This window comes from Leucobacter sp. 1207-22 (genome assembly GCF_052850455.1).
In genome coordinates, this window is the sequence record NZ_VXCR01000001.1 from 463785 (window position 1) to 489398 (window position 25614).

At 60.6% G+C, this 25614-nt stretch carries 26 protein-coding genes and 1 riboswitch; of the genes, 13 read left to right on the plus strand and 13 right to left on the minus strand.

What is annotated here, in order from left to right; translation table 11 throughout:
• The first annotated feature begins 158 nt into the window (after positions 1-158).
• A complete protein-coding gene (locus tag FW756_RS02095) occupies positions 159-650 on the plus strand; it encodes an Rv3235 family protein (protein ID WP_446428524.1) in 492 nt (163 codons plus the stop codon).
• On the opposite strand, the gene rlmB is transcribed toward FW756_RS02095, so the two are convergent.
• Genes rlmB through phoU form a run of 3 tightly spaced genes read right to left on the minus strand, consistent with a single transcriptional unit; the run spans position 651 to position 3794 of the window.
• Positions 651-1643: a 23S rRNA (guanosine(2251)-2'-O)-methyltransferase RlmB gene (gene rlmB / locus FW756_RS02100; RefSeq protein ID WP_446428525.1), complete on the minus strand. Its 993-nt coding sequence runs from the start codon at positions 1641-1643 to the stop codon at positions 651-653.
• A complete protein-coding gene (cysS, locus tag FW756_RS02105) occupies positions 1640-3100 on the minus strand; it encodes a cysteine--tRNA ligase (protein ID WP_446428526.1) in 1461 nt (486 codons plus the stop codon). The genes rlmB and cysS overlap by 4 nt, the downstream gene beginning before the upstream one ends.
• Positions 3101-3152: 52 nt before the next feature.
• Positions 3153-3794 carry a phosphate signaling complex protein PhoU gene (gene phoU, locus FW756_RS02110; RefSeq protein ID WP_446428527.1) on the minus strand — a complete coding sequence of 214 codons (642 nt, stop codon included), beginning with the start codon at positions 3792-3794 and terminating at the stop codon, positions 3153-3155.
• A gap of 183 nt (positions 3795-3977) precedes the next feature.
• Here phoU and FW756_RS02115 point away from each other — a divergent pair, with 183 nt between their 5' ends.
• A complete protein-coding gene (locus FW756_RS02115; RefSeq protein WP_446428528.1) occupies positions 3978-5183 on the plus strand; it encodes a sensor histidine kinase in 1206 nt (401 codons plus the stop codon).
• The gene (locus tag FW756_RS02120) at positions 5180-5878 is read left to right on the plus strand and encodes a winged helix-turn-helix domain-containing protein (RefSeq protein WP_446428529.1); all 699 of its coding nucleotides are present in this window, start codon (positions 5180-5182) and stop codon (positions 5876-5878) included. The genes FW756_RS02115 and FW756_RS02120 overlap by 4 nt, the downstream gene beginning before the upstream one ends.
• A 284-nt stretch (positions 5879-6162) precedes the next feature.
• On the opposite strand, the gene FW756_RS02125 is transcribed toward FW756_RS02120, so the two are convergent.
• On the minus strand, positions 6163-6732 hold the full coding sequence (locus FW756_RS02125; RefSeq protein ID WP_446428530.1) for a DNA modification methylase: 570 nt from the start codon (positions 6730-6732) through the stop codon (positions 6163-6165).
• A gap of 161 nt (positions 6733-6893) precedes the next feature.
• Between FW756_RS02125 and FW756_RS02130 the strand changes: the two genes are divergently transcribed.
• The 3 genes from FW756_RS02130 to ispF all read left to right on the plus strand — a co-directional run bounded on the left by FW756_RS02130 (position 6894) and on the right by ispF (position 8776).
• Positions 6894-7379 carry a CarD family transcriptional regulator gene (locus FW756_RS02130; protein ID WP_188022936.1) on the plus strand — a complete coding sequence of 162 codons (486 nt, stop codon included), beginning with the start codon at positions 6894-6896 and terminating at the stop codon, positions 7377-7379.
• A 78-nt stretch (positions 7380-7457) separates the two neighbouring features.
• Positions 7458-8294, plus strand: a complete 837-nt coding sequence (gene ispD / locus FW756_RS02135; RefSeq protein ID WP_446428531.1) for a 2-C-methyl-D-erythritol 4-phosphate cytidylyltransferase — start codon at positions 7458-7460, stop codon at positions 8292-8294.
• Positions 8291-8776 (plus strand): 2-C-methyl-D-erythritol 2,4-cyclodiphosphate synthase, encoded by a 486-nt coding sequence (gene ispF, locus FW756_RS02140; RefSeq protein WP_446428532.1) that lies wholly within the window; start codon positions 8291-8293, stop codon positions 8774-8776. The genes ispD and ispF overlap by 4 nt, the downstream gene beginning before the upstream one ends.
• Before the next feature lie 76 nt (positions 8777-8852).
• Here the strand turns inward: ispF and purM are convergent, their stop codons facing one another.
• A complete protein-coding gene (gene purM, locus FW756_RS02145; protein ID WP_446428533.1) occupies positions 8853-9962 on the minus strand; it encodes a phosphoribosylformylglycinamidine cyclo-ligase in 1110 nt (369 codons plus the stop codon).
• Between the two features lie 123 nt (positions 9963-10085).
• Here purM and purF point away from each other — a divergent pair, with 123 nt between their 5' ends.
• A complete protein-coding gene (purF, locus tag FW756_RS02150; protein ID WP_446428534.1) occupies positions 10086-11546 on the plus strand; it encodes an amidophosphoribosyltransferase in 1461 nt (486 codons plus the stop codon).
• A 127-nt stretch (positions 11547-11673) separates the two neighbouring features.
• Here purF and tatA read toward each other — a convergent pair whose 3' ends face one another.
• The 3 genes from tatA to FW756_RS02165 all read right to left on the minus strand — a co-directional run bounded on the left by tatA (position 11674) and on the right by FW756_RS02165 (position 12916).
• Positions 11674-11889, minus strand: coding sequence for a twin-arginine translocase TatA/TatE family subunit (gene tatA / locus FW756_RS02155; protein WP_446428535.1), 216 nt, complete (start codon positions 11887-11889; stop codon positions 11674-11676).
• 87 nt (positions 11890-11976) lie between these two features.
• The gene (locus FW756_RS02160; protein WP_446428536.1) at positions 11977-12432 is read right to left on the minus strand and encodes a hypothetical protein; all 456 of its coding nucleotides are present in this window, start codon (positions 12430-12432) and stop codon (positions 11977-11979) included.
• Between the two features lie 124 nt (positions 12433-12556).
• Positions 12557-12916, minus strand: a complete 360-nt coding sequence (locus tag FW756_RS02165) for a sterol carrier family protein (RefSeq protein WP_446428537.1) — start codon at positions 12914-12916, stop codon at positions 12557-12559.
• Positions 12917-12978: 62 nt separating this feature from the next.
• On the opposite strand from FW756_RS02165, the gene purD reads away from it, so the two are divergent.
• Positions 12979-14253, plus strand: a complete 1275-nt coding sequence (purD, locus tag FW756_RS02170) for a phosphoribosylamine--glycine ligase (RefSeq protein ID WP_446428538.1) — start codon at positions 12979-12981, stop codon at positions 14251-14253.
• A gap of 171 nt (positions 14254-14424) precedes the next feature.
• Here purD and FW756_RS02175 read toward each other — a convergent pair whose 3' ends face one another.
• Positions 14425-14871 carry an SRPBCC family protein gene (locus tag FW756_RS02175; protein WP_446428539.1) on the minus strand — a complete coding sequence of 149 codons (447 nt, stop codon included), beginning with the start codon at positions 14869-14871 and terminating at the stop codon, positions 14425-14427.
• 220 nt (positions 14872-15091) lie between these two features.
• Here FW756_RS02175 and FW756_RS02180 point away from each other — a divergent pair, with 220 nt between their 5' ends.
• The 3 genes from FW756_RS02180 (at position 15092) to purQ (ending at position 17066) form a co-directional block, all read left to right on the plus strand.
• Positions 15092-16012: a phosphoribosylaminoimidazolesuccinocarboxamide synthase gene (locus tag FW756_RS02180; RefSeq protein WP_446428540.1), complete on the plus strand. Its 921-nt coding sequence runs from the start codon at positions 15092-15094 to the stop codon at positions 16010-16012.
• A gap of 92 nt (positions 16013-16104) precedes the next feature.
• Positions 16105-16362 (plus strand): phosphoribosylformylglycinamidine synthase subunit PurS, encoded by a 258-nt coding sequence (gene purS / locus FW756_RS02185; protein ID WP_446428541.1) that lies wholly within the window; start codon positions 16105-16107, stop codon positions 16360-16362.
• A 2-nt stretch (positions 16363-16364) separates the two neighbouring features.
• Positions 16365-17066 (plus strand): phosphoribosylformylglycinamidine synthase subunit PurQ, encoded by a 702-nt coding sequence (gene purQ / locus FW756_RS02190; protein WP_446428542.1) that lies wholly within the window; start codon positions 16365-16367, stop codon positions 17064-17066.
• Between the two features lie 93 nt (positions 17067-17159).
• Here the strand turns inward: purQ and FW756_RS02195 are convergent, their stop codons facing one another.
• Positions 17160-17663 carry a GNAT family N-acetyltransferase gene (locus FW756_RS02195; protein WP_446428543.1) on the minus strand — a complete coding sequence of 168 codons (504 nt, stop codon included), beginning with the start codon at positions 17661-17663 and terminating at the stop codon, positions 17160-17162.
• A gap of 92 nt (positions 17664-17755) precedes the next feature.
• The gene (locus FW756_RS02200; RefSeq protein WP_446428544.1) at positions 17756-18784 is read right to left on the minus strand and encodes a hypothetical protein; all 1029 of its coding nucleotides are present in this window, start codon (positions 18782-18784) and stop codon (positions 17756-17758) included.
• Between the two features lie 182 nt (positions 18785-18966).
• Here FW756_RS02200 and purL point away from each other — a divergent pair, with 182 nt between their 5' ends.
• Together purL and FW756_RS02210 are read left to right on the plus strand one after the other, a co-directional pair.
• The gene (gene purL, locus FW756_RS02205; protein WP_446428545.1) at positions 18967-21288 is read left to right on the plus strand and encodes a phosphoribosylformylglycinamidine synthase subunit PurL; all 2322 of its coding nucleotides are present in this window, start codon (positions 18967-18969) and stop codon (positions 21286-21288) included.
• Between the two features lie 336 nt (positions 21289-21624).
• Positions 21625-21690, plus strand: a riboswitch (guanidine-III (ykkC-III) riboswitch).
• 10 nt (positions 21691-21700) lie between these two features.
• A complete protein-coding gene (locus FW756_RS02210) occupies positions 21701-22051 on the plus strand; it encodes a DMT family transporter (RefSeq protein ID WP_446428546.1) in 351 nt (116 codons plus the stop codon).
• Between the two features lie 54 nt (positions 22052-22105).
• Here FW756_RS02210 and tmk read toward each other — a convergent pair whose 3' ends face one another.
• Both tmk and topA read right to left on the minus strand, forming a co-directional pair.
• Positions 22106-22738, minus strand: a complete 633-nt coding sequence (gene tmk, locus FW756_RS02215; RefSeq protein ID WP_446428547.1) for a dTMP kinase — start codon at positions 22736-22738, stop codon at positions 22106-22108.
• Positions 22739-22771: 33 nt separating this feature from the next.
• Positions 22772-25588, minus strand: a complete 2817-nt coding sequence (topA, locus tag FW756_RS02220) for a type I DNA topoisomerase (RefSeq protein WP_446428548.1) — start codon at positions 25586-25588, stop codon at positions 22772-22774.
• Positions 25589-25614 lie beyond the last annotated feature (26 nt).

Consider the following 25614-nt stretch of genomic DNA (forward strand, 5'->3'; position numbering starts at 1 on the left):
AGAAGACACTGGCGATGAGATTTTTCGCAGGGCGCAGACTCTCTTGACGAGCCTCAATCGCCTACACATATCGTGGGTTTCCCATTCACACAGCGCGCGTGCGACCCAGATTTTCAGGGGAACTGGCCGTCTCAGCGCCGACAATCACAGGAGTCCCGATGTCAGCCACACATTCCGCCGCCGTTCTCGCATCCGATGAAGTAGGTCTTGCTCACAGCGTTCCGCGGGCAGCAAAGCCCGCACCCACCCGCGCGTGGCGTAGACGCAGTTCCGTTGTTCCGTCCGCTCCCACTGCGACAGTTGGGAGCGCGCCCGAACTCCCCGATTCAGCGTTGCTGGGGCGGATCGCGATCATGGTGTTTGAGGTCATCACTGGCGTGCGTGTGGTCGCTCAACTCGGAAAACTTGTCACATTTGAGGTCGCGCAGAACCTCGCGCAGTTACGTGCGCTCCGCTGCGAGCATGCGATGCAAACGGCATCAGCAAAGCGCGTCGTGCCGACGGTGCAAGGCGTACACCGTTCGTCCCCTACCCCAGGAACGCTAGAGGCCGCGGTGATTCTCAACACCGCGGCCTCCGCACTTGCTGTTGCGCTCCGCGCCGAACACGACCGTGGCCGGTGGCGCGTGACCGCAGTCACTGTTTTGTAATTACTCTGCTGAGCGCTCCGCACGCAGCTTCGATATCTCGTACAGTGCCACGCTGGCAGCAATACCTGCGTTGAGCGACTCGGTCGCCGACGAAATCGGAATCGACACCACTGCGTCACACGTCTCGGTGACGAGACGTGACAGGCCCTTGCCCTCGCTACCAACAACAACGAGCAGCGGACGATCAGCAAGCTCAAGGTTCGGGATCATTACGTCGCCGCCACCGTCAAGGCCGATCACGAAGACGCCCTGCTTCTTGAATTCCTTGATGGTCTGGGTGAGGTTCGCAGCTCGCGCAACAGGAATACGAGCGGCAGCACCAGCGGAGGTCTTCCACGCTGCAGAGTTCAGGCTTGCCGAACGACGTGAAGGAACGATAACGCCCTGACCGCCAAACGCAGCAACCGAACGAATGATCGCACCGAGGTTGCGCGGGTCGGTCACACCGTCGAGCGCAACCAGCAGTGGAGTCTCGTTCTTGGCAATAACGTCCTGGAGGACATCAAGCGGGTGCTCGTACTCCATCGGCGGCACCTTGAGGATGATGCCCTGGTGCACGGTGTCACGCTCAACCATACGGTCCATCTCAGGACGCATGATCTCAAGCACTGGAACGTTGCGGTTCGTCGCAAGGCGGAGGATCTCACGGGTGCGATCATCCATCTCGATACGCGCAGCAACGTAGAGCGTCGTTGCGGGAATCTTCGTACGCAGCGCCTCGAGCACCGCATTGCGGCCCGTTACGAGTTCACTCTCGTCACCAGCCTTACGCTTAATGGGAGCGGTGTTGCGGCCACCGGCACGACGCGCCTTGGCTGCTTCGTAACGCTCCCGCGCCATCTTCTGCTTGTGGGCAGGGTGGTACTCACGATCCACTGCCTTCGGCGTGGGGCCGCGGCCCTCAAGCGCCTGGCGACCCTGGCCACCAGAACCTACGCCCTTACCGAGTCCCTTCTTACGGACTGCTCCAGTACGGCTACTTTTATTACTCATGTCAGGCTCCAGCGGGTTCCGGTCGGGCTGTCTTCAAGGGCGATTCCGGCAGACGCGAGTCGGTCGCGGATCGCATCGCTTGTGGCGAAGTCCTTGTTGGATCGGGCATCACGGCGCTCCTCAATGAGCGCTGAGACAAGTTCTTCAAGAGCAGACGTCGCCGCATCGCTAGATTCGCCTGCCGCTGTGTCACCCCATTCTGCGGCGCGCGGATCAAGTCCGAGCACATCGAGCATTGCTGCGACCTCGGTGGCGCGTGCCTGCACAGATTCCATGTCATTCGCATCGATCGCAGAATTGCCTGCGCGAACGGCGTCATGGATTGCAGCAAGCGCCTGCGGCAGTGCGAAGTCATCGAACATCGCTGTGGTGAATGCAGTAGGCAATTCGGTAGTCGTCGCGCCACCGGCAAATACGGGCACCTCGGCGCCGATACTCGCAAGTTTCTCGCTGGCACGACCGACAAATGACTCGATGCGGCCATACGCCGCAGCAGCCTCGGTGAGCGAATCTGCAGAGTACTCGAGCACTGAACGATAATGCGCGGATCCGAGGAAGTAGCGCACCACAATCGGACGAGCGCTGCCCAACAAATCGGCGGCAAACAAAGAATTGCCGAGCGACTTCGACATCTTCTGGCCACCTGTGTTGACGAGCCCATTGTGAATCCAGTGATTCGCAAACGCTTGACCAGCAGCTGACGACTGCGCAAGTTCGTTCTCGTGATGCGGGAACCGCAAGTCGAGGCCGCCGCCGTGAATATCGAACGATTCGCCAAGATAACGCGTTGCCATTGCCGAGCACTCGATGTGCCAGCCCGGACGGCCCTTGCCCCACGGTGAATCCCAAGAAGCGCTCTCGGGTTCAGCTGGCTTGTAAGCCTTCCAGAGCGCGAAGTCCTGCGGCGCTCGCTTGCCCATTGTCTCAGAGTCTGCAGCGTCTTCCATCTGGTCGCGCTTCTGACGCGTCAGAGCACCATATTCTGGCCAGCTCGCGGTATCGAAGTACACGTTCGCCGTGCCGTCGTTGGCCTGATATGCGTGGCCACGTTCGATCAGCAACGAAATGAGGTCGATCATCTCGCGAATGTTTGCGGTTGCTCGAGGCTCGTAGGTCGGCGCAAGCACACCCAGCGCATCGTATGCAGCGGTGAAGTCTCGCTCGACACGGTAGGCAAGCGCCCACCAAGTTTCGGTAGACCCGTCTGCCTGCGCGATCCGCGCATTGTCGAGAATCTTGTCGTCAATGTCGGTGACATTACGAATCAACCGAACATCGTGACCAGTGGCAGCAAACCAACGGCGGATCTGGTCGTACACCAAGGCACTGCGGAGGTGCCCGATATGCGGCGCCGACTGCACGGTCGGACCACAGACATACATGCCAACTTTGCCCGCTTCGAGGGGAATAAAGTCGACGACGTCTTGCGCGCGCGAGTCGTAGATGCGTTGTTTCACGCCACTAGCTTACCCGCACGACGCAAGCGCCGTCGTTCAGTTACGGTCTGGCTCAGGCCAGTTCACCCACGAGGAAATAGCGCATCTGCTTCGCAACGCTGACCGCGTAGTCGCCGAAACGCTCGTGGTAGCGGCTTGCGAGGGTCGCATCAACGACGCCCATCGGGTTGTTTGCGAGCTTGTCGCTCAGGACCTTTTCGAAGACCTTCGCGTGCAACTCATCGAGATCATCGTCGAGGTCGCGGATCGCATCGATCACCGCAGGATCCTGCGTCGAGAGGAGCTGCACGACGAGCTTTGCCATCTGCACATCGAGCTCACCCATGCGTGCGAACGTCTTGCTCAGGCCCTTCGGAATCGCGCTCTCTGGGTAGCGGTAACGCGAGAGCTGCGCGATGTGCTCAGCGAGATCGCCCATGCGCTGCAGCGATGCTCCCATACGCAATGCGCCAACCACCAGGCGCAGATCGGATGCGACCGGCTGCTGGCGGGCAAGAATGTCGATGGCGAGTTCGTCGAGGGCAAGCGTCAGCTCGCCGATCTGCTCTGCGTCATCGAGCACGTTCTCGGCGAGTGCGACATCGGAATTTCCGAATGCGGCCGTCGCCTGCGTGATGGATTCTTCTACGAGTTCGGCGATGCCGACGAGGCGCTCCTGAACTTCCTGAAGCGACTGCTGAAATACCTCGCGCATCGGTACCCCTTCTGCTGGTGCTAGCGCTTGCGCGCACGCAAATTCTTGCGGACCTTGTACGCCCGTTTCTTCAATCTACTGTGAATGCTGCGGGTTAACCCGAACCATACGCAAAGTGAACAATGCCTGAACAGCAAAGATTTCTTCCAGTGATCATGCGACGCTCGCTCTACGATAAGAAACATGACACCGACCGCGCTCGTACTTCTCTCGGTCGCACTTGGCGTTGTTGCCGGCGCCGCTCTCGTCGCTGCAATCACTATCGCACGTGCCTCTGGTCGCCGACGTGCTGAGGCCATGCGACCTGAGCTACCGGTCATTGCGACCTCAATTCTCGACGCGATTGACACCTTCGCCGTCATCCTTGATGCGTCGCTCACCCCGGTCTATGCGAATTCAATTGCGCGGGTTGAACGATACGTGAACGCGAGCCAACTGCAGGGCCAATACTTCCTGAAGCAGGCACGAAGCGTGCTCACAACAGGCGTTCCCTACACCAAAGAGCCGGACCCAAATGATCCTCACGACACCGTGCGAATTTCGGTTGTTCGAGTGGAGTCAAGGTTCCTCGTCGTTCTCGCTGAGGACCTCGGCGAGCAGCAGCGCGTCAACGCGATGCGCCGCGACTTCATCGCGAACGTCTCCCACGAGCTGAAGACCCCAATCGCTGCAATCAGTCTGCTGTCTGAAGCCGTGCATGAGGCCGCTGATGAGCCCGAGATCGTGAAGAACTTCTCGCAGAGCTTGATCAAGGAGTCCCGTCGACTCGGCGAGCTCTCTCGCGACATTATTCAGCTCTCAGAGGCGCAATCAACCTTGCGCCCAGAAGACCGCGAAGAGGTGCACCTCCTGTCTCTCGTCGAACAGCAGGTGGATGCGATTCGGGAGTACGCGGTACAGAACAACGTTGAAATCACGATGACCGACGTCACGCGCGGATCCGCCAAGGCAGCAAACGACCCGGTGATCTATGGCCGCCCAACCGCGCTTGCCTCCGCGATTTCCAACCTGCTCACAAACGCTGTGCGCTACTCACCTGAGGGTGGCCACGTCGGGGTCGGCATGCACCTTGAACGCGACAACTTCGAGGTGTCGGTGACGGATCAGGGCAAGGGCATCTCACTCGAACATCAGCCACGTATCTTCGAGCGTTTCTACAGGGTCGATGACTCACGCACCCGCAAGGGCGAGGACGGCGGTACCGGGCTTGGCCTGAGCATCGCGCGTCACAGCATGCGGGCGCACGGCGGCGATGTGTCGGTCTGGTCACAGCCAGGCGTTGGCTCGACGTTCACTTTGACCTTCCCGGTCCATAAGGGCCGCGCGAAACCGAAACAGGCAAAACGCCTCAAACTAGCCAAACGTATCGTGAAGGGGGAATCCGCATGAGCGCCCACATTCTTTTGGTCGAAGATGAACCATCCATCTCCACCCCGCTCGCGTTCTTGCTCGAGCGCGAAGGATACCGCGTCACCGTTGTCGACGACGGCGCCGAAGCGGTGCGATCGTTTGCAGCCGAGCCAGCAGACCTCGTCTTGCTGGACCTCATGCTGCCCTCACTTCCAGGCACCGAGGTCTGTCGGGAGATCCGCCTCACCTCGCAGGTACCGATCATCATGCTCACTGCAAAAGACAGTGAGATCGACATTGTCGTAGGCCTCGAACTTGGTGCAGATGATTACGTCACCAAGCCGTACTCAAGCCGCGAGCTGCTTGCGCGCGTGCGTGCTGCAGTGAGGCGCGGATCCGCCCCCACGGCAGCAGCCGAGCCAGAACCCGCGGGTGACGCGATCATTGAGGAACAGGGCATCAGGCTCGACGTCGACCGGCACACCGTGTTCGTGCGAGGTGACGAGGTGACGATGCCATTGCGCGAGTTTGAACTCCTTGAGATGCTCATGCGTCACGCCGGCCGCGTGCTCACTCGCGGTCAGCTGATCGACCGCGTTTGGGGCAGCAACTACTTCGGTGACACCAAGACGCTCGACGTACACATTAAGCGCGTTCGCGCGAAGATCGAGGAAGAGCCGGGAACTCCGAAGCTCATCTCAACCGTGCGCGGCGTCGGCTACCGCTTTGGGTAGCTTCGGGTAGCTCACGGTGAGCTTGGAGTGAGTCCGCGGCGCGTTGGGTGCGGATCACCGCTGCGGAAACCACCCCACCACTTCGAGAAGGGCACTTTCTGCCGAAAGCGCCCGCTTCTGGCGCAAATAACGACCGTTTTGGGCGGGAAGGCCCCTTCTCGCGCGCCCCACTCGGCGCCCCTCGCATATTCCGCCGCAAAACATACGAAGGCGCCCCGTCGAACGTGACGGGGCGCCTTCGTATGTTGCAGAGCCAGTCTGCGGTGGGCCGAGGCCCGACAGAGTTACTGCGCTGCAGGAGCTTCTGTCTTGGTATCAGCCTTATCGGTTGCAGCCTTGTCGGTTGCAACTGCATCGTCAGCAGCCTCCTCGACAGGAGCCGAGAGGACGTATGCCTGATACTCCTTGAGGGTGCCATCAAGGATGGGCACGTTGTGCTCAACCTCAGCGCCGCCGTTCACCGAGAAGTATGCCTTTACGGTCGAGCCAGCGATTGCGTCAACAGAAACGAGCTGAATGCTTGCTTCGTCCTCAGGGTTGCCGAAGAGCTGTGCGCCCTCGTCGAGCTTGAACTCAGCAGTTGCTGCTGCCGAGCCGTCAACGACGAACTTCACGCTGAGCGTTGCGGGAGCACCGCTGTTGTTTACCGAGCCGAACACAACGTTCTGGTTCTCGCCAGTCTCATCTGCAACGAGCATCATGTTGCGAACGTCAACACCGTCAGTCGACACCGTAATGCCGTCGCTCGGTGCGTAGGGATCGACGGTAGCCACCGGTGCAATGAGGCTGCAGCCAGTTGCGCCAAAAGCAAGGCCAGCTGCGAGTGCGATCGATGCGGCAATCCGAATCTTCAAGGGGTTCCTCCGAGCCGTAGGTTCCACGCCCACTGTGGTTCCGGGGCGACAGTTTGGTTTTATCTTACCGACATGCGCATAGCAGGCGCAGCTTAGGTCACCCTAAGTCTATAGCCATAGCTGTGGTATTCTAGTCGTTGGACTGAAGAAGGAGTGACTCAATGCAATTTGAGGTCGGTGAGACAGTTGTCTACCCCCACCACGGCGCAGCCAAGATCATTGAGGCGAGGACGCGCAAGATCGGCGGCGAAGAGAAACTCTTCCTGAAGCTGCAGGTCGACCAGGGCGATCTGACGATCGAGGTGCCCGCAGAGAACTGTGACCTTGTTGGCGTTCGTGACGTTATCGACAAGGACGGCCTCGAGCAGGTCTTCGAGGTGCTTCGCACCCCGTTCACCGAAGAGCCCACCAACTGGTCACGCCGTTTCAAGGCGAACACCGAGAAGCTTGCTTCGGGTGACGTCATCAAGGTGTCCGAGGTTGTTCGCGACCTGTGGCGCCGTGATCAGGAAGTGAAGTCGCTTTCAGCTGGCGAGAAGCGCATGCTTGCGAAGGCTCGTCAGATTCTCGTGTCGGAGCTCGCGCTCGCTGAGAAGACTGATGAGGACAAGGCTTCGGAGCTTCTCGACGAGGTTCTCGCTTCCTAACCAGAGGTTTTGGCGTTCACGCCTAACACGCATACATTTCATGGCCTCCAGGCCGCCGACACCGGTAGCCTGGGGGCCATGAGCGTACTCAACAACGAACAGGCGGCGAGCGGCGCTACGCCGCACGAGTTGCCAACCCTTGGCGCTATTCTCGTCGGCGCCGGCCGTGGCGAGCGACTCGGCATGGACGTCCCAAAGGCGTTCGTCGAGCTCCACGGCAGGCCACTGATCGAGTTTGGGATGAGTGTCATCACATCTCTCCCCCACGCTGGTCATCTTGTGGTTGTCGTGCCAGAGGCATACGCCGCGCAGACTCTGGAGATGGCCAAGCGTGTGCTCCCCGAGCATTCGAACTGGCAGATCTCAGTGCAGCCAGGCGGCCGCGAGCGTCACGAGTCGGTACGATTCGGTCTCGCTGCACTCCCAGAGGGCATTGAAACCGTTATTGTGCATGACGCAGCTCGACCATTCGCGAGTGTCGAGCTCTGTGATCGTGTGATCGCTGAGGTCCAGCGCACCGGAGTCTCGGTCGTCCCCGCACTTCCAGTCGTTGACACTCTCAAACGGGTTGACTCAGATGGCGTCGTGCATGAGACCGTTGATCGCAGCACGCTCGTTGCTGTGCAGACTCCGCAGGGCTTCCCGTTCGAGACGCTTTCGGCGGCGCATGAGACTGCGCAGTTGCAGGCGGCGGATCCGCGCCACGCAACGCTCCCTACCGATGATGCAGAGGTCGTACAGCGCAACGGCGGCACCGTGCGCACGGTGCCCGGTGAACAGCGGGCCCACAAACTCACGACCCAGGCAGATCTTGCGGTGCTCGAGCATTTCCTCGCTGAAAATGTGCACACCACAATCGTCGGCACGGCTGACGAACATGCCAATACGGCAATCGACGCTGGTGATGCGGCATGAGCGAACCCGTGTTTCCAGAGATTCGCGTCGGCAACGGCTTCGACGTGCACGCCTACGATGCAGATTCGCCCCTGCGCCTTGCCGGGATTGACTGGCCAGGCGAGCCTGGGCTTTCCGGCCACAGCGATGGCGATGCTGTCTGTCACGCAATTGTCGACGCCTTGCTGTCGGCTGCTGGCCTCGGAGACATCGGTGGGCTCGTCGGCGTCGACCTTCCAGACACGGCTGATGCGGCAAGCACTGGTTTCGTGCAGCTGGCGCTCGCCAAGCTCGCAGCAGCAGGCTGGCGACCGGTCAATGTGACCGTGCAAGTCGTGGGCAACAGACCAAAATTCTCGCCGCGCCGCGAAGAAGCTCAGCGAGTCATGACGGAGCTCGTCGGCGCTCCAGTGAGCCTCTCGGCGACCACAACAGACCGCCTCGGGTTCACCGGTCGCGGCGAAGGCCTCGCAGCCATTGCAACTGCACTCATTATGCGCTGAGGCGATCCGCGCCCCACCGTGTGTACATACGAAAGCGGCTCCCAGGATTTCCCGGGAGCCGCTTTCGTATCAGAAGTTAGTTTGCGAAGTTGCCGACGAGGCGCACAGCGCCGCCGTTGACGCCCTTTGCACCCTGCTCGAAGCCGGTGAAATCACGCGCTGCGGTCGAGATCTTGCCAGCGACCCAGGTGTCGAGTCCCTGAGCGGTGAGAGCTGCAGCAACCTGAGTCGCGCGTGCCTCTTCAACGACGGCAAACATGCCGACGCCGAGGTTCCATGCGCCCTCAAGCGACTCGAGTGTGTGGCCGCCCAGGTCAGCGAGGTGGCGGAACACTGGAAGCGGCGACCAGGTCGAACGCTCAAGCTCTACCCACGAGCCGACAGGAAGCACGCGTGCGAGGTTCGCGGCGATGCCGCCGCCAGTGACATGGCTGAGCGAGTGGATCGCGCCATCAAGCGAAGGATCTTCAAGCACCTTCAGCAGCGGGCCAGTGTACAGCGCGGTCGGGGTGAGGAGTGCCTCACCGTAGGTCGCACCAAGCTCGTTCGAGTGGTCACCGTAGCCGATGCCCTTCTCAGAAAGAATGTGACGGACGAGCGAGTAACCGTTCGAATGGATACCCGAGGCGCCCATAGCGAGTACGACGTCACCGTCGCGAACGAGGCCAGCATGCAGCATGCGATCCGCCTCAACCACACCGGTCGCAGCGCCCGCAACGTCGTAGTCGTCTGGGCCGAGAAGACCAGGGTGCTCTGCGGTCTCGCCGCCAACGAGCGCGGTTCCCGTTGCGGCACATGCCTCAGCAATACCGCGCACGATGTCAGCGATGCGCTCGGGGACGACCTTGCCGCAGGCAATGTAGTCAGTCATGAAGAGGGGCTTTGCGCCCACCACAACGATGTCATCGACGACCATTGCGACCAGATCTTGGCCGATGGTGTCGTGCTTGTCGATCGCCTGTGCGATCGCTACCTTGGTGCCAACGCCGTCTGTAGACGAGGCAAGCAGGGGCTTCTTGTAGCCCAAGAGTGCCGAGGCATCGAACATGCCGGCGAAACCGCCAACACCGCCGACTACCTCGGGGCCGTGGGTCTTAGAGACCGCCGACTTCATAAGTTCGACGGCAAGATCGCCTGCCGCGGTATCTACTCCGGACTGCGCATAGATCGATGACTGTTCGCTCACACCACAAGCGTACCCTGCTCAGCTGGTGGTGTGAGAAACTAGACAAGTTAGGCCGCGCTCCCGCCGCACGCGTGGAGCATCGGCGCTCACCACAATTGAAATCACAGGGAGCAACACACCACTATGTGCGGCATTGTCGGAATCGTCTCTTCGGAGCCAGCCAACCAGCAGATCTATGACGCGCTCCTGCTTCTGCAGCATCGCGGGCAGGACTCGACTGGCATCACGACGCTTGAAGATTCGTTCTTCCACTCGGTTAAGGCCAAGGGGCAGGTTCGCGAGGGCTTCCGCACCCGCGACATGCGCCACCTCATTGGCAACATGGGCATTGGCCATGTTCGCTACGCAACCAAGGGCGACGCAAACCGCGAAGAAGAGGCACAGCCCTTCTACGTGAACGCTCCCTACGGCATCACACTTGTGCACAACGGTAACCTCACGAACACCCGTGAGCTCACCGAAGAGCTGTACAACGTTGACCGTCGTCACCTCAACACGCACTCCGACACCGAGCTGCTGCTCAACGTGCTTGCGAACGAGCTGCAGACCAGCATTCGCGGCCCACAGCTTGACGCGGACCAGCTCTTCGAAGCTGTCACGAACGTGTACAAGCGCGTTGAAGGTTCATACGCAACCATCGCGCTCATTGCTGGCTACGGCCTCGTCGCGTTCCGCGATCCGAAGGGCATCCGCCCGCTCGTGCTTGGTCGTCGCACCGACGAGAACGGCAACGATGACTGGGTCGTCGCTTCTGAGTCGCTCGTGCTTGAATCTGGCGGATTTGAAATCGTGCGTGATGTCGCTCCGGGCGAGGCGATCATGATTACCCCCGAGGGCAAGATCTTCTCGCGTCAGTGCGTCGATAACGCCGAACTCGTGCCTTGCGCCTTCGAGTACATCTACCTGGCTCGCCCCGACTCCGTGCTCAGCGGCATCTCGGTCTACGACGCACGTCTTCGCCTCGGCAACGTGCTCGCAGAGCAGATTCGCGCAGAGCTTCCTGACCTCGATATCGATGTCGTCATGCCGATCCCTGATTCGGCTCGTCCGAGCGCGATGCAGGTCGCCCAGAAGCTCGGCATCGAGTACCGCGAGGGCTTCTTCAAGAACCGTTACGTCGGACGCACCTTCATCATGCCCGGCCAAGCAGTGCGCAAGCGCAGCGTGCGCCAGAAGCTCAACGCCATGGGCATTGAGTTCAAGGGCAAGAACGTCCTGCTCGTCGATGACTCGATCGTGCGTGGCACCACCTCGCGCGAGATCGTCGAGATGGCACGCTCAGCTGGCGCCAAGTCGGTGACGTTCGCTTCGGCAGCTCCCCCTGTGCTGTTCCCGCACGTGTACGGCATCAACATGCCGTCTCGCAAGGAGCTCATCGCGCACGGTCGCACAACCGCTGAGGTAGCGGCTGAGATCGGCGCGGATCACCTCGTCTTCCAGACCGTTGAAGGCATGAACCGTGCGATCCTCGATGGGCAGACTGAAGTGAAGCGCCTCGAGGAGAGCTGCTTCACTGGCGAGTACATCGCAGGCAACATTGACGAGGCCTACCTCGCGTGGGTTGAGGCAACGCAGGAGAGCTAATCTCAACACAGAAAGGCCCAGTCAGGAGTTCCTGACCGGGCCTTTCTGGTATCCCTCGTGTCTCGCCGTTGAGTACGTGGGTGCGTCACTTGGGAGGTGCCTGAGCGCCCCCTGCGGCGCGAAGAAGCTACTTCGTGTCGTCCTTCTTCTCGCCTTCGTCTGACTCGTTCTTCGCAGCGTCGCCCTTTGCTGTCTCGTCAGTGTTGTTCGATACTTCCTTCTTCAGAATGCGCATCGACTGACCCAGGCTCTTCGCGAGACCGGGGAGCTTCGGTGCACCAAACAACAGCAGGACAATAAAGAGAATGACGACCAGCGTAGGGCCAGACAGGTTACCGATCATTGCGGTGATCTCCGATCATTACGAGTGAGTTCATTATGGCACGCACGAGCGCGGATCAGGCCGTGCGGCCGATGCCTCTGTGCGCGATTATTGCACGTCAGACTGGATGGCAACCGCAGTGCCGCGGCGTCGCTTTGCTGCGGCGCCGAGCACCAGACTCACGAGCGCACCAATGCACAGACCGATGGCCGCACCGATGATTGCCGAGAAGCCCATGATCTGCCCGAGCGTGTAATGCTGCTCAGGGTTCACCGGGAAGAATACGCACGCGAGCGCTGCGAGCACGCCGCCAAGCACTGAGAACACAACCAAGATGCGGCCGAAGCGCACGGAACGAACGAGCTCAACCTGCTGCTTCGTCTCAGTGACCGTCTGCTCAGCGTCAGGTGTTTCAGATGCTTCAGGCGCTTCAGGCGCTTCAGGTGCTTCTGTTGTCGCTGCAGTCGCTTCGTTTGTTGCGTTCGTTTCGGGCGTCACAGGGCTCACCAGGACCGGGTCTGTCGCCTGCTCAGAGGCAGTCGGTTCAGTACTTGACGTCGTCATGTCTTCTATTCTCTCAGGTTCGGCTGTGCATGTAGCTCAGGCCTGCCGAGGTGTGGATTGTGCGCGAAGCGATCCGCGCCCTCACGGGTTGTGAGCAACGCTATTAACACCGCGGAAGCGTTGCTCACAACCGCAATATTGGAAGAAGTCCTTGAATGTCTGCTCGTGAGCCGGAGGCACGCAGGCTGCCGTCTTCGACCGCCCGTTCCCAGGAGAGCTGGCCGAGCGCGAGTCCAAGCCATGTGTCAACGTCCATCTCGATGACATTCGGGGGTGTGCCGCGAGTGTGCTGCGGGCCCTCAACGCACTGCACCGCACCAAACGGCGGCACGCGCACCTCGACCGTGTGGCCTGGTGCGAGCTCACCAAGCTCCTCGAGTAGAAAACGCACGGCGGTCGCGCGCACGCTCCGCGCGGACTCTCCTGCTCGCACCTCGCGGCATGCAGAAAGTCCATCAGCCACTGGGATTCGCCGTTTTGCCATACCTCCACCCTACAAACTCACAGGCTGCCGAAAATGGGTGCCAGCCCGGGTATCCTGTTGAGGTGAAGATTCTCGTACTGGGCCCGGGTGCCCGTGAACACGCCATCGTCCTTGCTCTGCTCGCTGAACAGGCCGAGCACGAGATCGTTTGCGCGCCCGGCAACGCGGGTATCGCAGCCAGCGGTGTAGAGGTTGCTGACCTCGCTTACACCGATCCCGCTGCCGTCTCAGCATTCGTAGCTGACCGCGGTTTCGACCTTGTTGTTGTCGGCCCTGAGGCGCCGCTTGTTGCCGGTGTGGCGGATCCGCTGCGTGCTGCCGGCATCCCCGTCTTCGGCCCCGACGCTGCGGCCGCGCAACTTGAGGGTTCAAAGGCATTCGCGAAGCGCATCATGGACGAGGCAAACGTGCCAACCGGCCGCGCTGCACGCGTCGCATCAGCCGAAGAAGCGGGCGCAGTGCTCGACGAGTTTGGCGCCCCGTACGTCGTCAAGGCAGACGGGCTTGCAGCGGGCAAGGGCGTACTCGTCACTGAAGATCGTGACGCGGCCATCGAGCACGTTGCGACCTGGGCACCCCACGGTGAGGTGCTGGTCGAGGAGTTCCTTGACGGCCAGGAAGTTTCCCTCTTCTTCTTCGCTGACGGCGAAAACGTCGTCCCTCTCACCCCTGCACAGGACTACAAGCGCATCTTCGACGGTGACGAAGGCCCGAACACTGGTGGCATGGGCGCGTACTCCCCTCTCCCCTGGCTGCCAGGTGGCGACGCCGCCTTTATCCAGGAGATCACTGAGACCGTTGCACTTCCTACTGTGCGTCAGCTTGCTGCAGAAGGAACTCCATTCAAGGGCCTGCTTTACTGCGGCCTGATCGTCACGGCGAAGGGCATTCGCGTCATTGAGTTCAACGCGCGTTTCGGCGATCCCGAGACGCAGGTCGTACTCGCACGCCTGACTTCGCCACTCAGCCGCTACCTGCTCGCTTCGGCTCAGGGCACGCTTGCTGAGGTTCCGGCTCCCGAGTTCTCCGATGAGCCCGCCGTAATCGTTGTTGTCGCGAGCGAAGGCTACCCCGGCACCGTCGTCTCAGGTCGCCCCATCGCTGGTATCACCGAGGCCGGTCAGGTTGAGGGCGCGAGCGAGGGCGTACACCTCGTACACGCTGCGACCGCACGCACCGAAGACGGTGGCTGGATTGCTACCGGCGGTCGAGTGCTCGGCGTTGTTGCGCGCGGTGAATCGTTCGCTGCTGCGCGCGACCGCGCATACGACGCTGTTGGCAAGCTTTCACTTGAAGGTTCGCAGCACCGCACTGACATCGCTGCCCGCGTCGCGTAGGGCAGTTGCCGTCACTCAAAGTCGGGGCGGCAGCATGGAGTGCTCGAGTGGGTCTTGGCTTCCGGCTGCGAAGCTAAATTTGCCCTCGTCTTGAAATCGGCCGTCGTCAGCACAAATTTTGATTATTTCGTGCTGACTACGGCCGATTTTCAGTTTTACGAGCGCGATTGACTACGCTGGCGCCTCTGCCGCCCCCGGCAATGCTTCAATGAGGTACTGCAGCAGTGTGTTCCAGCCGTCGAGCGAGGCCGCTGCTCGCGATGCACCTTCGGGCAGCTTGTCAAAGCCGGTCTCGGTCACCGTCACGCTGGTCACGTCTTCATACGCACGCAATGTAATGAGCACAGCCGTTTCAGTCTCGTCGCCTCGCTCACGCCAACGAAAGCCGATTGCATGACCAGCTGAGCACACGTCAACCTCGCCAAAGGCATCACGGCCGACCTTTTCGTCGCCTTCGCCTTCGCTCCAGCATTCGGTGACATCTGCACCGAGTTCAGCCCGCAGCACAAGGTCAGGCCACCACCCCGCCCGCTTGTCGGCGTCGGCGATGAATGACCAGACCACATCGCGAGATACAGAAGTGCGAGTTCGAGCTACGACTGGGCCCAACGGAATCATGCTGCACACTCCATACGATCTCAGCTTTCGGTGCGCCTGAGCGGCGCCCACCACGTGGTGAAAACGTGATGCTTTGATGGTAGCCGGGGCCACTGACAACGCAGTTCTGCCCTGCCGTGTCGCGTTGGGCGGAGCCGATCCGCGCACTGTTCGAAGACCGTTTTCCACAGCGAGCGGATCTCTGGTCGCAACCACCTCGGGCTAATGGGACAATAGACCGGTGACTACGCAGACGCTCCCCGCACCGCTTCCCCTAGAGGGCTGGACCCACATCTATTCGGGCAAGGTCCGTGACCTGTACGTGCCCGTCGGCGAGACGGCAGAAGCTTCGCCATACTTGCTCGTCGTGGCATCGAACCGCGTCAGCGCGTTTGATTTCGTTCTTGAGCCCCCGATTCCGGGCAAGGGAGCTTTGCTCACAGCGCTCTCAAACTGGTGGTTCTCCGAAATCGATATGCCGAATCACCTCGCCTCGGGCGAAGACGTGCCCGAGATCCCCGCCGAGGTCGCGGATCGTGCGGTTGTCAGCCGTCGTCTCGAGATGTATCCAATCGAGTGCGTGGTTCGCGGAGCGCTCACCGGTTCTGGCTACAAGGAGTACCTCGAGACGGGTGCCGTCTGCGGTATCGAGTTGCCCGCTGGTCTCACCGATGGTGATCTCCTTGACGAGCCCATCTACACGCCCGCGTACAAGGCTCCCTTCGGTGAGCACGACGAAAACATCACCTACGAGCGCTCAGTAGAAATCGTCGGTGAAGATGTTGCTTCAGCTCTGCGCGAGGCGTCACTAGACATCTTCACGTCGGCACGCGAACTGGCAGCGGCACGCGGCGTCGTACTGGCAGACACCAAGTTCGAGTTTGGACGCGATCCGCGCACCGGCGAATTGGTGCTTGCAGATGAAGTGTTGACAAGTGATTCCTCGCGTTATTGGGATGCCGCAGTTTATGCTGATGCTTCATTGACCGGCGCGGATCGTCTGTCTTCATTTGACAAGCAGATCGTTCGCAACTGGCTAGCCGCCAACTGGGACAAGCAGGGCACACCACCCGAGCTCCCCACAGAAATCGTTTCGCAGACGCATGATCGCTACCGCGAGCTCTACGTGCGCGTCACAGAAAACGATCCGCACAACGCATAGGTTTGCGCTCTGGCCGAGGCGTGGGAATTGCTCCCGAAAATATCCGGCTAAACTACTCATAGACTGTTTCGCTTGCGAGTTGGAGGCTCTCCTTGCCCACGATTGTTGTTGATGTCATGCCTAAGGCCGAACTGCTCGACCCCCAGGGCAAGGCAACCACCGGTGCGTTGAACCGCCTCGGCCACGGCAAGTTCCAGAACGTTCGCATTGGCAAGCGTTTTGAATTCACCGTTGACGGCCCCGTTACCGACGAGGTTCTGGCTGAGGTTCGCCAGGTAGCTGACGAGATCCTTTCGAACTCGGTTATCGAAGATGTCATCGCGATCACCGTTGACGGCGAGGCACGTTAATAATGACCGCTCGTATTGGCGTCGTTACCTTCCCTGGCTCGCTTGATGACCGTGACGCACAGCGCGCGGTTCGCGTAGCCGGTGCAGAGGTTGTGCCCCTGTGGCACGCTGACCACGATCTGAAGAACGTTGATGCCATCGTTCTTCCCGGTGGTTTCAGCTACGGTGACTACCTGCGTGCAGGCGCTATTGCTGCAGTTTCGCCGATCATGACCGACGTTATCGATGCTGCGAACAAGGGTATGCCTGTTCTCGGTATCTGCAACGGCTTCCAGGTGCTCGTTGAGTCGCACCTGCTGCCTGGCGGTCTGATTCGTAACGCTCACCAGCAGTTCATTCGTCGTGACCAGCGCATCGTCGTTGAGAACGCTTCGACTGCCTGGACAAACGAGTACACCAAGGGCGAGACCATCACGATCCCGCTGAAGAACGCTGACGGTGGCTACATCGCCAACGAAGAGACTCGCAAGCAGCTTGAGGGCGATGGCCTCATCGCTTTCCGCTACGCAGAGATCAACCCCAACGGTTCGATTGATGACATTGCGGGCATCACGAACGCTCGCGGCAACGTGGTCGGTCTCATGCCGCACCCCGAGCACGCTATTGAAGCTGGTTTCGGCCCTGACATGCCCGACGCAATGCGCTCGGGCGAAGACGGCATCCGCTTCTTCACGAGCGTTCTGCGCTCGCTCGCTCAGATCTAAACTCTGAGGTTCACGACTTCGGCCCGCCACTCCTCTTCAGGGGTGGCGGGCCGAAGTCGTTGCTAGGTCGTGTAGCTGGAAGCCAGCGCCTAGCTACACCGTTAACCCGTACGAGATGACGAAGCGCTGCTCTTCCTGCTCAAAAATCTCGAAGTCCCGCTCAGGAATGCGGTGGTACCCGAGACGCTCATACAGGCGCTGCGCGCCAGGCATGTGTGAGCCAGTGTGGAGGACGACACGTCGAAGTCCACGTTCACGAGCGATGTCGGCGCAGTAGTTCAAGATATGCCTAGCCACACCCTTGCCGCGTGCAGCGTGTGCAACTCCAAGCAAGCGGATGTCGAGTTCATCGTCAGCGGTGTCACTTTGCAAACGTTCACCGACGAACGGCAACGTGATAGTTCCGAGCAGAGCCCCGGACTCTTGATCGATTGCGACCATCACTGCGGAGGTGGTGTCGCGCTCCTCAGTGCGCTGCATCTGAGCGAGGTAGCCATCTGGCAGATCGTAGTCCTGCTCATTCGCGTCACGAAGCAGGCGCCCAACAGTCTCATATTCTTCAGGAGCAATACGGCGGATCAGTGGAGCTTCATTCACGCGAGAAGTCTACGCGACGGAAACAGGACGCCCCGCGATACTTTTCGAAGAAGTTTCGCGGGGCGTCCTGAATGAAGCCTGGTCGTTCTGACCTAGTGCTTACGCTGCGGTGCGGTGAAGTCAGGCTGGCCATCTGGACCGATTGGCAGCGGGCTGCCATCGGCGTAGCGTGGCCACGGAAGCAGTCCTGCGGGTGCAGCGGCAGGCGCAGCAGGCACGGACTCAACTGGCGCTGCTGCCTGCTGTGTTGCGGGATCCACGGGGATTTCATGCGCAACAGGCACAATCGCGGGGGTGGCTGCAGGGGCTGGAGTAGCAGCCTGAGCCGAAGGAACCTGCGAGTCGATAGCAACACTGACCGCTGCAACATGTGCCACGCCACCGGGATGAGCCGCCCGATACGCAGTTGCCTGCTGAGTCGCGTACTGCTGCGCTTCAAACGCCTGCTGTCGGCGTGCTGCACGTTCGTCCGAACCGTACGCCCAGCGGAGCAGCAGCGTCACCGACAGGCCGAGTGCAGTGAGGATAAGGATTGCGACGGAGATCCGCCAGTACAGGTCAGGGATGACGAGGCCGAACGCGTCGACGCCTGCGGGTGCAGTGAACAGGATGCCTGAAAGCACTGCAAGCGCGCTCGAGATGAACGCAAAACGAAGCACCGTTTCCCCAGCACGTGCGGAGACAGTCATCAACAGTTCGCTGAAGATCAGCACGATACGCACCACGACGATGACGAATAGCGACTTCCAGAAGATCTCCATAAACAGGAGACTGTGGTTTGGAGTCACCCAAATGACGGCGAGCAAAATCGCAAGAATGTACGAGTTTGCGATGAGTGCGACCGGCGCATACCAGTCAGAGACTCGATGGCGCGAGGTATCAACCGCGGTGAATACCGAGAACACGACAAACAGCAAGAAGGTCGCGAAGACACGAGCAAACTTCGCATCAATCTGGTCAACGAAGAGCATCACGATAGCGAGCAACGTGATGACGATGAGCATCGCAATGCTCACCTTCAGGAAGCCAGACAGTTTGCGAGGATTCGCATCTGCTGTGACTCGCTTGCGGCGCTTGGCGCTCACCGTCTCAGACGGCTGCGGAGTGTTCGTATCGGTCATACTCCTAAGTCTTCCGTGCCCTCATGCAAAAAGCTACATATAGCTAAATGTTTCGCCGTCCCAGGCGCGTCTTCACCTGGTTTTCACAGGGCGTCCCGGGAACCTCAGAAGCCAGGTAGACTGGTCAACGGAGCTCTTTTTGAGCCGCCCGATCCACATTCGACAAACGGAGCAATTCGAGCGTGACTGACCTTTCTGCCGTTCCCGGCCATCATCCTGACACCGTCGCAGATGCGATTGCCACCCCTGAGAAAGAGCAGCCTTACGCGGCGCTTGGCCTCAAGCCGGACGAGTACGAGATGATCCGTGAGATCCTCGGCCGCCGCCCAACCTCGGGCGAGCTCGCTATGTACTCCGTTATGTGGTCCGAGCACTGCTCGTACAAGTCCTCGAAGAAGTACCTTCGTCAGTTTGGCCAGAAGGTCAACGACAAGATGAAGGAAAACCTGCTCGTCGGCATGGGCGAGAACGCCGGCGTTGTGAACATCGGCGAAGGCTGGGCTGTCACCTTCAAGGTGGAGAGCCACAACCACCCCTCATACATCGAGCCTTTCCAGGGTGCAGCGACTGGCGTTGGCGGCATCATCCGCGACATCATCTCGATGGGCGCACGCCCCGTTGCTGTCATGGATCAGCTTCGCTTTGGCGATATCGATGACCCCGACACCGCGCGCGTTGTGCACGGCGTCGTCTCGGGCATCTCGTCATACGCGAACTGCCTTGGCCTGCCCAACATCGGTGGCGAGACCGTCTTCGACAAGGTCTACCAGCAGAACCCTCTCGTGAACGCAATGGGTGTTGGTGTTCTTCGTCACGAAGATCTCCACACCGCAAACGCTTCGGGTCTCGGCAACAAGGTCGTACTCTTCGGCGCACGTACCGGTGGCGACGGTATCGGTGGCGCATCGATCCTCGCTTCGGACAGCTTCGAAGAGGGCGGCCCCACCAAGCGTCCCGCAGTTCAGGTTGGCGATCCCTTCGCTGAGAAGGTCCTCATTGAGTGCTGCCTCGAGATGTTCCAGGGTGAGCTCGTTGAGGGCATCCAGGACCTCGGCGCTGCAGGCATCTCATGCGCAACCTCCGAGCTCGCAGCAAACGGCGACGGTGGCATGTTCATCGAGCTCGACAGCGTGCTCCTCCGCGATCCCTCACTGACTGCAGAAGAGATTCTCATGTCAGAGAGCCAGGAACGCATGATGGCGATCGTCGCTCCCGAGAAGCTCGATGCGTTCCTCGCAGTCGCACAGAAGTGGGACGTTGAGACCAGTGTGCTCGGTGAAGTCACCGACACCAACCGCCTCATCATCAACTGGCGCGGCGAAGAGATCGTCAACGTTGATCCTTCGACCGTTGCTGTTGACGGCCCCGTCTACGATCGCCCCGTCGCATACCCGACGTGGATCGACGCACTCCAGGCTGATACCGCGGCGAAGCTTCCCCGCGCTGCAGGCAACGACGAACTGCGCGAGCAGCTTGTCGCTGTGGCTGCATCACCCAACCAGGCTGATGTCTCGTGGATCACGAACCAGTACGACTACTACGTCGGCGGCAACACCGCGCTCGCATTCCCCGATGGCGCAGGCATGATCCGCGTTGACGAGGAGTCGGGCCTTGGCGTTGCGTTCTCGACCGACGCAAACGGCCGCTACTGCCAGCTTGATCCCTTCGCTGGTGCACAGCTCGCACTCGCAGAGGCTTACCGTAACGTCGCAACCTCTGGCGCAGTTCCGGCTGCAGTCACCGACTGCCTGAACATGGGCAGCCCAGAAGACCCCGAGGTTATGTGGCAGTTCTCACAGGTCGTCGAAGGCCTGTCAGACGCGTGCCTCGAGCTCGAGGTGCCCGTCACCGGCGGCAACGTCTCAATGTACAACCAGACCGCTGGCAGCCCGATCCACCCGACTCCTGTTGTTGGCGTTATGGGCATCATCGACGACGTGGCACGCCGCGTACCGTCGGGCTGGCAGGATCAGGGCGAGCACCTCTACCTCCTTGGTACGACCCGCACCGAGCTTGATGGCTCGGCATGGGCTGGCACCATTCACGATCACCTCGGTGGCAAGCCCCCCGTTGTTGACCTCGGCGTAGAGCGTCGTCTCGCTGAACTGCTGCACGCAGCTTCGCAGGGCGGTATCCTCTCGGCAGCAATCGACCTTTCGGAGGGTGGCCTCGCGCAGGCACTCACCGACGGTGCGCTCCGCTTCGGTGTTGGCGCACGCGTCTGGATCGAAGAGATCATCGAGCGTGACGGCGTTGACGCTACCGCAGCACTCTTCTCAGAGTCGCAGGGCCGTGTGCTCGTTGCTGTCCCGCATGAGGAAGATGTGAAGTTCCGTGGCCTCTGCGCAGGCCGCGACTTCCCCGTTCTCCGCATCGGTGTTACCGATCTCGCTGGCGCAGATGCTGCCCTCGAGGTTCAGGACCGCTTCACGTTGCCGCTCGCTGAGCTCGGCGGCGCGGTTCGTGCGACGCTTCCCGAGCGTTTCGGTGCAACCGTAGGCTAATCGCGGACTGCCTGCGGAGTCGATCCGCTGGCATCACAGTTCTACATTCATGCGAGGCCCCTGCTCACTTTGGTGAGTGGGGGCCTCGCATGTTTGGTGGACCGTTGAGGTTTGGAGTACGTGGAGCCAGGGATCGTGGCTGACGCGCAGCAGGCAGCACTCTGACCCCGCGAGAAGGGACGCTTCTCTCGAAAAGTGGGGTTTCTACGCGCAGAAACCCCACTTTTCGAGAGAAAGCGCCCGTTTCACCGGGTTGTGGCGAGGCCGTGAGGGGCTTCCAAATCACGGAGCGCAAACACCCACCCCTGCCAAATACTCCGAAATCAGGTACAGTGGAAATAGGTTCTGATCCGAACCACGGGACGACGGTCAAGTACCCCGACAGCGACAAGACTTGCCACAGGAGGTAAGCGTGCTCGCTTGGATCATTCTCATTATTTCTGGTGCCTTCGAGGCCGTCTGGGCTACTGCACTCGGCAAGTCCGAGGGGTTCACCAAGCTCTGGCCATCGGTCGTATTCGGTGTCGCTGTGGTCATCAGCATGGGCGGACTCGCTTTTGCTTTGCGTGAGATCCCGACAGGTACCGGCTATGCGGTGTGGGTTGCCGTTGGCGCATCACTCACCGTCATCTACGCCATGATTACCGGAGCAGAGCAGGCCAGCCTGCTGAAGATTCTGCTGCTGCTTGGCATCGTTGCATGCGTGATCGGTCTCAAGCTCGTCAGCGACCACGAGAGCGCCGCAGCACTGCCGATGGCCTAACACCACGAGCCCAAATCGGCTCACCCAGAGTCAGTTAGCCTCACGGCCACTGATTCAGTCGTCGAGCAAGCTCGCGACACGGGCGCGGATCGCCTGCTGCAACTCTTCAATCGAACGCGACGCGTCGAGCTTGAGGAAGCGGCGGGGATCCGCGTCTGCGAATCCACGGAACGCCTCACGCACTGCCTCGTGGAACTCAACAGCTTCAGCTTCGAGGCGGTCGTCGGCTCCCCCGCGCTGACGACGCCGCTCAGCCGCAGTCTCGGCATCGATATCGAGCAGAACAGTGAGTTCAGGCCAGAGGCCGACAGCAGCCCAGTCGCTGATGCGACGCACGTCATCGACCTGAAGCACCCTCCCCGCCCCTTGGTACGCGAGCGATGAGTCGATGTAGCGATCCTGCACGACAGCAGCTCCGCGCGCGAGCGCGGGCTTGACGACCTGGGCGACATGCTGCGCGCGATCAGCCGCATAGAGGAGCGCCTCGGCTCGCGGATCAATTGCACCGATCTCGTCGCCACCGTGCAAGAGGAGCTTACGCACCTCTGCGCCGAGCGGAGTCGCGCCCGGTTCAAACGTGCGCACGACCTCCTGGCCACGCTCAGTGAGCCACTCTTCGAGGAGGCGGACTTGCGTGGTTTTCCCCGCGCCGTCGCCGCCCTCGAAGGTGATGAATACTCCGCGCACTGTGTGCCTACTCGCTAATTCTGCTGACGCAGATTATTCGCCTGCCGCGGCAGCTGCTTCAGCAGCCTTCTTGGCAGCGTTGGCCTTGCGGGTCTCAGCTGCCTTCTTTGCGGCAGCAGAGCGCGCAGGGTCGACAGCCTTCTTGGCAGCGCCTGCCTTTGCAGCGGTCTTCTTCGCTGCAGGCTTCTTGGCAGTTGCCTTCTTCGCAGGCGCCTTCTTCTTCGCCGGGCCCTTGGCACGCTTGATTGCGAGCAGCTCAGTGGCACGCTCGAACGTGATGTCTTCGACGCTGTCGCCACGAGGAATCGTCGCGTTCGTCTCACCATCGGTCACGTACGGACCGAAACGGCCGTCCTTCACCTTGATGGGCTTACCGCTGACGGGATCCGCCTCGAACTCCTTCAGCGCAGCAGACGCCTTGCGAGCGCCGTACTTGGGCTGCGCGAACAGCTCCTGTGCACCTGCGAGATCGATCGAGAAGATCGCGTCTTCGCTCGTGAGCGAGCGAGTATCAACGCCCTTCTTCAGGTACGGGCCATAGCGACCATTCTGAGCGGTGATCTCAGCGCCCGATTCTGCGTCAGTGCCGACGACACGTGGCAGTTCAAGCAGCGCTACCGCAGTGTCGAGATCAACCGTCGCTGGATCCATGCTCTTGAAGAGCGATGCCGTGCGTGGCTTCTCACCCTTCGGCAGCTCTTCGCCCTCGTCAGGAATCTCCTGTACGTACGGGCCGAAGCGGCCATTCTTCGCGATGATGCGCTTTCCGGTCTCGGGGTGGAGACCGACAACGCGATCCTCAGCAGGTTCAGCATCTGCGAGTTCGTGTGCCTTTGCTGGCGTCAGTTCATCAGGTGCCATTCCGTCTGGAATGTTCACACTGCGAGGCTTCAGCTCACCGTTCTCGTCGACCTCGCTCTTCTCGTCGAAGACCTCGAGGTAGGGGCCGTACTTGCCGTTGCGGAGCGAGATCTGATCATCGATGCGGATCGTGTTGATTGCTCGCGCATCGATCTCGCCGAGGTTATCGACGACGCCGCGCAGGCCAGGATGATTGTCACTGCCGAAGTAGAACTCCTTGAGCCACTGCTCACGGTCCGTCTTACCAGCTGCAATCTCATCGAGATCGCTTTCCATCTCAGCGGTGAAGTCGTAGTTCACGAGCTCCGAGAAGTGGTCTTCGAGCAAGCGCACGACCGAGAACGCGATCCAACTTGGAACGAGTGCCTGGCCCTGCTTGGTCGCGTATCCGCGATCCATGATCGTCGAGATAATTGCCGCGTAGGTTGAAGGTCGGCCGACACCAAGCTCTTCAAGACGCTTCGTGAGGCTCGCCTCGGTGTAGCGGGGCGGCGGGCTCGTCTGGTGGCCCTTCGCCTCGGGGTGGGCGATGCCAAGGGGCTGACCGTCATGAAGCTGCGGAAGCGAGATGTTTGCTTCTGCATCCCCGCGCTTCTCGTCTTTACCTTCTTCATACGCAAGCATGAAGCCGGGGAAGGTGATGACCGTGCCACTTGCGGTGAACTCTGCACGGGTCTGCGCGCCGTTCTCAGCGAGCGGGACGTTCAGCGTGACGGTATCGGTCGAACCCTTTGCGTCGGCCATCTGGCTTGCGACGGTGCGCTTCCAGATGAGGTCATAGAGCGCGAACTCACCCTGGGTGAGCTTGCCCTTGAGTGAGCTCGGGCGGGCGAACTTGTCACCGGCGGGACGAATTGCTTCGTGCGCCTCCTGAGCGCCCTTCGCCTTGCCGGTGTACACACGTGGCTTCTCTGGCAGGGTCTCTGCGCCGTAGAGCTCGGCGGCCTGCGAACGAGCCGCCGCAATCGCCTGCTGCGAGAGCGTCGGCGAATCAGTACGCATATAGGTGATGTAACCGTTTTCGTACAGCGACTGCGCGAACGACATCGTCTGACGCGAGCTGAAGCGGAGCTTACGCGACGCCTCCTGCTGCAGGGTCGAGGTAGTGAACGGAGCTGCCGGGCGACGCGTGTGCGGCTTCGTCTCGATCGATGCGACCGTTGCCGCAGCGTTCTCCATCGCACCCTGCAGCGCGTTCGCGCGCGCAGAGTCGAGACGCACGACGTTTGCACGCTGCGCCTTCTCCGAGAGTTCACCGTCGTCAGTGAAGTCGCCACCGGTGGCAACACGGCGGCCGTCGAGGCGGGCAAGCTTCGCGTCGAAAGGAACGCGATCCGCCGCATCATCGCCAGGCATAAAGCGAGCCGTGAGGCTCCAGTACTCAGAGGTCACGAACGCAAGACGCTCACGCTCACGATCAACAACCAGACGCGTTGCAGCCGACTGCACACGGCCAGCAGAAAGCTTCGGTGCAACCTTTCGCCACAGCACAGGCGAAATGTCATAACCGTAGAGACGATCGAGAATTCGACGCGTTTCCTGTGCGTCGACCAGCGCGTGATCGAGGTCACGGGTGTTCGCCTTTGCCTGTTCGATCGCGTCCTTGGTGATCTCGTGGAACACCATTCGGCGGACAGGAACCTTGGGCTTCAAAACCTCAAGCAGATGCCACGCGATGGCTTCACCCTCGCGGTCCTCATCTGTTGCGAGCCAGAGCTCGTCCGCCTCCTTCAGAGCACGCTTGAGTTCTGAGACGGTCTTCTTCTTGTTGTCGTTGACAACGTAATAGGGCGCAAAACCGTTGTCGACGTCGACAGCGAATTTACCGAAGGGGCCCTTCTTGAGATCCGCCGGAAGCGCCGAGGGCTCTGCGAGGTCACGCACGTGACCGACAGACGCAATCACCTCGTAGTCGTCACCAAGATACCCACCAATGGTTTTTGCTTTGGTCGGTGACTCGACAATGACGAGTTTCTTTGTCTCCCCCACGGGAACCCTCCTGACGACGGCGGTAG